Source organism: Acinetobacter sp. YH1901134, from assembly GCF_013416965.1.
Classification (GTDB): domain Bacteria; phylum Pseudomonadota; class Gammaproteobacteria; order Pseudomonadales; family Moraxellaceae; genus Acinetobacter; species Acinetobacter amyesii.
The window spans coordinates 1-2,660 of the sequence record NZ_VPEW01000037.1; the positions used below are offsets into that span (position 1 = coordinate 1).

The window sequence follows — 2,660 nt, forward strand, 5'->3', positions numbered from 1 at the left end:
GGCAATAGGGAGCTTGTAATCAGGGAAAAGGCAGGGGCGAAATTTTTATAACGCTCAGTCGCTCGTAGACACTCACTCGGTTTAATTATATTTTTATCATCATACAATTCATTAATTTATGAGAATAAAATGATTTATATCATTTCAATATTATTAGCTGGGATTTTGCTTGTTTTAATTGGGATTTATCAAAATAGAGATGAACTAAAAAAACCAAAGGAAACAAAAAAAAATTTAGTTCTACATTTTAAAAACAATCCCTGTGCATTCGATTATGCAAGTGAATATCTAAGTCTAAATTTAGGCTATGAAATGCTTTACGTTGGAATTATTGAAGGAGCTGAAACTAAAGGCAATACTCAACAAGCAATTTTGAGAATAGCTGCTAATGGTGGAGAGGTTATCGTATTTGGGTTCACAAATAGCAAAAAAGCAAACTTATCAAAGGGAAATTTAGTGTTATGGGGATTAATGGATCTAGTAGATTTTGATAACAACAAAGATGTTATGGCAGCCGGTCAAATTTTAGCTCTAATAGCTCCAAGTTATGATGTGGCAACTTCAAAATGGGAAATAAAAACTGACTTAACAAAATAAATAATAGTTCACACACACTAATCAAGTTTAAAACTACTCCTGATGCGTCTATTTGGCCTTTGTTGGCGTTTTTAGCCCTGTTTAGCTAGATTTCCATGTTTTTGGGGAAAAGACGCTTAAATGCGATTTTAGGTGGTTTTTACGCTATGGTGTGAAATTCGATATTGGTGCTTTGCTAACAAGCAAAATTTTATCGGTTGGGAGATTTATCATTTTCCGACAGCAGGAGGGAATGCACGCTTCCGCGTTTCTCTCCGAGAAACAAAAAACCGACCTCTGAAAAAGATAAAAATAAGCCCCAAAAGTTGGGGCGTTTTGAAATCTTTTTTAGAGGATTAATTGCTACTTTTTGGCATTCACGTAGTCATAAAATTGAAGTTGCTGTTTTGGGTCTTTTAGCATGATGCGAAGACGTTGCATAAAATCATCTAGAGATTCGTTTTTCTGTTTTAAATGAGCGAATTTCTTGTCACGGGAAATATTGAACGACAAGCTGTTCACTTGCATATTTCGCAATTCAATAAACTTAGGTTCATCGACCTGTTTGATTGGTGCAGATTGGATTTTCTTAGAACTAAAGCCGAGCTGTTCCAGTAGCGGGTAAAACATCCTGAATTTTTTTGGCTCTAAAAGCATGTCGGCAAGGCGTTTCGTAAAGTCTTCGGCTGACTCTCCGATCTCTGCATATTCGCTACCAACTTCGGGCATTTCAGATAATTTATGTGCGAACAAATGCCGTTGGGCATCAGTCATTTCAATAAAAAAATCGGGTGTGTTTTGATCTCGTTTAGGGGCGATTTTTTGTTCTACTTTTGGCTGTGGTTTTTGTTTGAATCGGAATGAAAAACCACTAATTGAACGACCATTTTTATGTTGTTCTACCTTCACTTTAATGTCTGTTTTTTCATTAATTTGCTGTAATGATGGTTCTAAAACACGACTTTTGAAATGATTCATTGCTTTGTATTCATTAGGTTCAACTCCTAACTGACTTCTGAAATCCGCTAGTTTCAAAATTGGAGTTTTACCTACCTCACGCCATGTTATCAATAGTTCATAAAGTCGTATTGCATACTTGCCTGTAAGTCCTGAAACTTGATTAATCTGATAGCTTGTAAAGTGTTTCTCAAGTCGTGTAATTAGTGGAACTACATCAGGGGCAAAGGTGATTTCTAGTAGAGCAGAATCATCAATGTATTTAATACGACTAACCCATCGTGAGCGAACAATACCAATCCCTTTTGATGTTTCTTCTTGGAATGAAAATTGTCGATCAAATAGGTTGTTTACAGCTTCTTTTAAAGCCTTGTAAGCCCCTTCTTTTGTGACATTGAACTGTTTTGCATAATCACTGGCATGAATTTCTAGCTTACTGTCAGCAGTAATTCCTTTCCCTGTTTCTCTAGCACTGATAATTGCCAATAAAATTAACCTTTGTTCTGTTACCTCCAAGTTGTAACTGGCATTCATAAGAGCATTATCTTTTACAACTAACCCGCCTTTCATTAAGACACCATTATTTTTATGTATATTAAGACACACTATATTTTTATGTGTCTTAATGCAAACTATTTGTGTCGGTATTGGTGTTTTTGAACAAACTATTTGTGTCGGTATGACAAACTATTTGTGTCGGTATGTCCTCTGAAACGCACGTATATCAATACTTTCAAGGCTCTTAAAAGCATTTAAAAGCTTTTTATATTATTAAAAGCCCAAAAAAATCAAAAACGGCATTTAAAACTGCCCTATGTTTTCGCTTCGCTCAAACTCTATTGAATCTCGCTGCGCTCGATTCCTGGGGGCAGTTTTTTCAAAGACCGGCTAGGACGCTAAAAACAAGAATGGATTCGCTTCGCTCATAAAGCTTTATGCTCGCTTCGCTCGTCATGGAGCCAATGGCTACAGTCGCTTTGCTCTGTAAATCTCGTTATGAGGCAATAGGGAGCTTGTAATCAGGGAAAAGGCAGGGGCGAAATTTTTATAACGCTCAGTCGCTCGTAGACACTCACTCGGTTTAATTATATTTTTATCATCATACAATTCATTAATTTATGAGAATA

Annotated in this window: 1 protein-coding gene and 1 pseudogene; one reads left to right on the top strand and one right to left on the bottom strand. The window is 36.1% G+C overall.

The features are described 5' to 3' along the window. Nucleotides 1–129 precede the first annotated feature (129 nt). Nucleotides 130–597, top strand: coding sequence for a hypothetical protein (locus FTV50_RS16490; protein WP_180025089.1), 468 nt, complete (start codon nt 130–132; stop codon nt 595–597). A gap of 573 nt (nt 598–1,170) precedes the next feature. On the opposite strand, the pseudogene repM reads toward FTV50_RS16490, so the two are convergent. Next, nucleotides 1,171–2,103: pseudogene (repM, locus tag FTV50_RS16495) on the bottom strand (replication initiation protein RepM); the annotation flags it as partial. Nucleotides 2,104–2,660: the final 557 nt, after the last annotated feature.

Excerpts from the sequence above, each read along its gene's own strand:
- FTV50_RS16490 (WP_180025089.1), top strand. The coding sequence starts at position 130 with ATGATTTATATCATTTCAATATTATTAGCTGGGATTTTGCTTGTTTTA.